The organism is Rhizobacter sp. P2_D12, from assembly GCF_056404395.1.
In genome coordinates, this window is sequence record NZ_JBFUEB010000207.1 from 1 (window position 1) to 5,001 (window position 5,001).

A 5,001-nucleotide genomic window follows, 5' to 3' on the forward strand; every position below is an offset into this window, starting at 1 on the left:
CTCATTCAAGGCATTGGACAGGACAGACATGGACAAGACGCGAGCCGGCCACAACGTGGTCGTGGTCGGCACCCAGTGGGGTGACGAAGGCAAGGGCAAGGTGGTGGACTGGCTGACCGACCACGCGCGGGCGGTGGTGCGCTTCCAGGGCGGCCACAACGCCGGCCACACGCTGGTCATCAAGGGCGTGAAGACGGCGTTGCAGCTGATCCCGTCGGGCATCATGCGCGAAGGCGTGGCCTGCTACATCGGCAACGGCGTGGTGGTCGACCCGGTGCACCTGCTCGGCGAGATCGAGCGCCTCGAGGCGATCGGGCTGGAAGTGCGTTCGCGCCTGTTCATCAGCGAATCCTGCCCGCTGATCCTGCCGTTCCACGTCGAGGTCGACAAGGCGCGCGAAGCGCTGCGCGAGACCAGCGGGGCCGGCAAGATCGGCACCACCGGCAAGGGCATCGGCCCGGCCTACGAAGACAAGGTGGCGCGCCGCGCGCTGCGCGTGCAGGACCTGAAGCACCCGGAGCGCTTCGCGAAGAAGCTGCGCGAGCTGCTGGAGTTGCACAACTTCGCGCTCGGCGGCTATTTGAAGTCGAAGCCGCTGGAGTTCCAGCCCATCTTCGACCTGGCGATGAAGGTGGCCGAGCAGCTCAAGCCGATGCTGGCCGACGTGGGCTATACGCTGTTCACCAGGCACCACGAGGGCGCCAACATCCTCTTCGAAGGCGCGCAGGGCACGCTGCTCGACATCGACCACGGCACCTATCCGTWCGTSACSTCGWGSAACTGCGTGGCCGGCAATGCSGCSGCAGGCGCCGGCGTCGGKCCGGAGATGCTGCACTACATCCTGGGCATCACCAAGGCCTACACGACGCGCGTGGGCAGTGGCCCGTTCCCGACCGAACTCGACATGGCCGAACCGGGCACGGTGGGGCACCACCTGTCCACCGTCGGCCAGGAGCGCGGCACCGTGACCGGCCGCCCACGCCGCTGCGGCTGGCTGGATGCGGCGCTGCTGAAGCGCTCGATGATCATCAACGGCATCTCGGGCCTGTGCATCACCAAGCTCGACGTGCTGGACGGCCTGCCCGAGATCAAGGTCTGCGTCGGCTACGAGTTGAACGGCAAGCGCATCGACATCCTGCCGCTGGATGCCGACGACATCGTCGCCTGCCGGCCGATCTACGACACCTTCCCCGGCTGGACCGAGCGCACCGCCGGCATCACGCAATGGGATGCGCTGCCGCTGAATGCGCGGCGCTACCTGGAGCGGGTGCAGGAGTTCATCGGACGGCCGATCGACATGGTGTCGACCGGCCCCGATCGCGAGCACACGATTCTGCTGCGCCACCCCTACCAAGCCTGACGCTCCAGGAGCCTTTCACATGCTGACCGACGACGGCAAACACCTCTACGTGTCCTGGGACGAGTACCACATGCTGATCGAGCGCCTGGCGCTCAAGGTGCATGCCTCGGGCTGGGAGTTCGACCAGATCCTGTGCCTGGCGCGCGGCGGCATGCGCCCGGGCGACGTGCTGTCGCGCGTGTTCGACAAGCCGCTGGGCATCATGTCGACCAGTTCGTACCGCGCCGAGGCCGGCACCATCCAGGGCCGGCTCGACATGGCGAAGTACATCACGCTGCCCAAGGGCGAACTGGCGGGGCGGGTGCTGCTGGTCGACGACCTGGCGGATTCGGGCGTCACGCTGCGCGCGGTGGTCGACCGGCTGCGCGGCATGCCGGCGATATCCGAGCTGCGCTCGGCGGTGATCTGGACCAAGGGCGTGTCGAGCTACACGCCGGACTACTACGTCGAGTTGCTGCCGACGAGCCCGTGGATCCACCAGCCGTTCGAGGAGTACGACGAACTCCGCCCGGACGGATTGGCGAAGAAATTCGCGATTTGACGGGACGGGCCGCACAAAGCAAAAAGCCAGCACGATGTGCTGGCCTTGCTGCTGACTTCCTTCGAATCGATCTTTCGATCGTGGTGCCCAGGAGAGGACTCGAACCTCCACGGAGTTACCCGCTAGTACCTGAAACTAGTGCGTCTACCAATTCCGCCACCTGGGCATCTCAGGAAGCCTGCGACTATAGCATGAGCGAATGTCGCGGCTTCATCCGACCCACGCAATGGGTCCCACAAAAGCAAAAGGCCAACACCTTCGTGTTGGCCCTGCTTCATACCTGCAATTTATTGATTATTCTTGGTGCCCAGGAGAGGACTCGAACCTCCACGGAGTTACCCGCTAGTACCTGAAACTAGTGCGTCTACCAATTCCGCCACCTGGGCATTTCAGGAAGTCTTGGACTATATCATCAAAAACAACAACTTCTCAAACGCAACGCAAGTCGGCAACGAACTGATGAGCGAAGTCGAGGGCACGGTGCAAGGCCACCGTGACGGCCACGGATTCCTGATCCGCGACGACCGCCAGCCCGATCTCTACCTCTCGCCGCAGGAGATGCGCGCGGTGCTGCACCGCGACCGCGTCAAGGCGCGCGTGATCCGCTACGACCGCAAGGGCCGGCCCGAGGGCCGCGTGCTCGAGATCATCGAGCGCAAGAAGGCGCCGATCATCGGCCGCCTGMTGCATGAAAGCGGCATCTGGCTGGTGGCCCCCGAGGACAAGCGCTACGGCCAGGACATCATGGTGCCGAAGAACGCGATCGCGAATGCGACCGCGGGCCAGGTGGTCGCGATCGAATTGACCGAGCCGCCGTCGCTGTATTCGCAGCCGATGGGCCGCGTCACCGAGGTGCTGGGCGAGATCGACGACCCCGGCATGGAGATCGAGATCGCGGTGCGCAAGTACGAGGTGCCGCACCGCTTCTCGCCCGAGACGCTGGGCCAGGCGGCGAGCCTGCCCGACAAGATCCGCAGCATCGACCGCAAGGACCGCATCGACCTCACCGACGTCGCGCTGGTGACGATCGACGGCGAGGACGCGCGCGACTTCGACGACGCGGTGTACTGCGAGCCGGTGTCCATCGGGCGCGGCAAGAGCGCCTTCGAGGGCTGGCGCCTGGTGGTGGCCATCGCCGACGTCAGCCACTACGTGAAGCCGAACGAGCCGATCGACGAGGACGCCTACGAGCGCGCCACCTCGGTCTACTTCCCGCGCCGCGTCATCCCGATGCTGCCGGAGAAGCTGTCCAACGGGCTGTGCTCGCTGAACCCGAACGAGGACCGCCTCGCGATGGTGTGCGACATGCTCGTCACGCCCGCCGGCGAGATCCACGCCTACCAATTCTTCCCGGCGGTGATCTGCTCGCATGCGCGCTTCACCTACAACGAGGTGGCGGCCATCCTCGGCAACACGCGCGGGCCCGAAGCCGCACGGCGCAAGGACCTGGTGCCGCACCTGCTGCACCTGCACGAGGTGTACCGCGCGCTGCTGAAAGAGCGCAGCAAGCGCGGCGCGGTCGATTTCGAGACCACCGAGACGCAGATCGTCTGCGACGACAACGGGCGCATCGAGAAGATCGTGCCGCGCACCCGAACCGAGGCGCACAAGCTGATCGAAGAGGCGATGCTCGCCGCCAACGTCTGCTCGGCCGACTTCATCGCGAGCCACAAGCACGCATCGCTGTACCGCGTGCACGAAGGCCCGACGCCCGAGAAGAAGACGCTGCTGCAGAACTACCTGAAGACGCTGGGCCTCGGCCTGAGCGTCAGCGACGACCCGAAGCCGGGCGAGTTCCAGGCCATCGCCGCGGCGACGAAGGACCGGCCGGACGCGATGCAGATCCACTCGATGCTGCTGCGTTCGATGCAGCAGGCGATCTACACCCCCATCAACAGCGGCCACTTCGGGCTGGCTTACGAGGCCTACACGCACTTCACGAGCCCGATCCGCCGCTACCCCGACTTGCTGGTGCACCGCGTGATCAAGGCGCTGCTGCACGGCAAGCGCTACAGCATCGTCACCGGGGCGCTGGAGCCGGCCTCGAAGGCCAGGCGCGGCGCGAACGCCGAGGAAGAGACCTGGGAGGTGGCGGGCGCGCATTGCAGCGCCAACGRGCGTCGCGCCGACGAGGCCTCGCGCGACGTCGAGGCCTGGCTGAAGTGCCGCTTCATGCGCGAGCACCTCGGCGAGGAGTACGGCRGCACCGTCACCGCGGTCACGAGCTTCGGGCTGTTCGTCACGCTCGACGGCCTGTATGTCGAGGGGCTCATCCACATCACCGAACTGGGCGGCGAGTACTTCAAGTTCGACGAGGCGCGCCAGGAACTGCGCGGCGAACGCTCCGGCGTGCGCTACACCGTGGGCGCACGCGTGCGCGTGCAGGTCAGCCGGGTCGACCTGGACGGCCGCAAGATCGACTTCCGCATGGTGCACGAGGGCAGCGACGATGGCATCCCGGCGCGCCCTCGGCGCAGCACCGACAAGGCTGCCGGCGCTGCGGCCGAGCTGGCTGCGGTGAAGGGGGCGGACCGTGCGGCCAAGGCCGGCACGAAGGCCGCCAAGGGCAAGGCCGCGCATCCGGTGCGTGCCGCGAAATCGGCGGCACGCAAGAGCGGCGGCAAGGCACCCAGCAAGACCGCGCGGCGGCGCTGATTCAGCGGCGCAGCTGCAGCGCGTGCAGGGCTTCGATGAGGTCCGAAGCACGCAGCGGAGTGACCGGCGAGCGGTCGGCCGCGTGGCCGTGCTGCCATGCGGCCTCGGCCGCGACGGCCTGCGGCGCGTCGCTGCGGGTCGACCAGCGGCCTCCCAGCCAGCCGGCCAGCACGTCGCCGGTGCCGGCAGTGGCGAGTGCCGCATTGCCGGTCGGGTTGATGAACGGCAGTTGGCCCGGCGCGGCCACCACGCTGCCCGAGCCCTTCAGCACGACGACGCTGTGCAGTTCGTCGGCCAGCGCCTGCGCGGCGCCGACGCGATCGGCCTGCACCGCCTTCGTGCCGCTGCCGAGCAGTCGCGCCGCTTCGAGCGGGTGCGGCGTCAGCACGCTCGGGCGGCCGCCGCGGCCGCGCGCGGCCAGCAATTGGCGCAGGCCGGTGTCGTG

General features: G+C 67.4%; 4 protein-coding genes and 2 tRNA genes. 3 read left to right on the forward strand and 3 right to left on the reverse strand.

What is annotated here, in order from left to right; translation table 11 throughout:
* Positions 1–28: 28 nt before the first annotated feature.
* Together AC1DYN_RS31515 and AC1DYN_RS31520 are read left to right on the forward strand one after the other, a co-directional pair.
* Positions 29–1,360: an adenylosuccinate synthase gene (locus tag AC1DYN_RS31515; protein ID WP_477966580.1), complete on the forward strand. Its 1,332-nt coding sequence runs from the start codon at positions 29–31 to the stop codon at positions 1,358–1,360.
* Between the two features lie 19 nt (positions 1,361–1,379).
* The gene (locus tag AC1DYN_RS31520) at positions 1,380–1,901 is read left to right on the forward strand and encodes a phosphoribosyltransferase (protein WP_477966582.1); all 522 of its coding nucleotides are present in this window, start codon (positions 1,380–1,382) and stop codon (positions 1,899–1,901) included.
* Positions 1,902–1,982: 81 nt separating this feature from the next.
* Here AC1DYN_RS31520 and AC1DYN_RS31525 read toward each other — a convergent pair.
* Both AC1DYN_RS31525 and AC1DYN_RS31530 read right to left on the reverse strand, forming a co-directional pair.
* Positions 1,983–2,067 (reverse strand) — tRNA-Leu (locus AC1DYN_RS31525).
* Positions 2,068–2,202: 135 nt separating this feature from the next.
* A tRNA-Leu gene (locus AC1DYN_RS31530) sits at positions 2,203–2,287 on the reverse strand.
* Positions 2,288–2,312: 25 nt separating this feature from the next.
* Here AC1DYN_RS31530 and rnr point away from each other — a divergent pair.
* Positions 2,313–4,556 carry a ribonuclease R gene (rnr, locus tag AC1DYN_RS31535; protein WP_477966586.1) on the forward strand — a complete coding sequence of 748 codons (2,244 nt, stop codon included), beginning with the start codon at positions 2,313–2,315 and terminating at the stop codon, positions 4,554–4,556.
* 1 nt (position 4,557) lies between these two features.
* Here rnr and AC1DYN_RS31540 read toward each other — a convergent pair.
* Positions 4,558–5,001 (reverse strand): ADP-dependent NAD(P)H-hydrate dehydratase (locus AC1DYN_RS31540; RefSeq protein ID WP_477966584.1); only part of this gene is annotated, 444 nt, incomplete at its 5' end.

Excerpts from the sequence above, each read along its gene's own strand:
- AC1DYN_RS31520 (WP_477966582.1), top strand. The coding sequence starts at position 1,380 with ATGCTGACCGACGACGGCAAACACCTCTACGTGTCCTGGGACGAGTAC.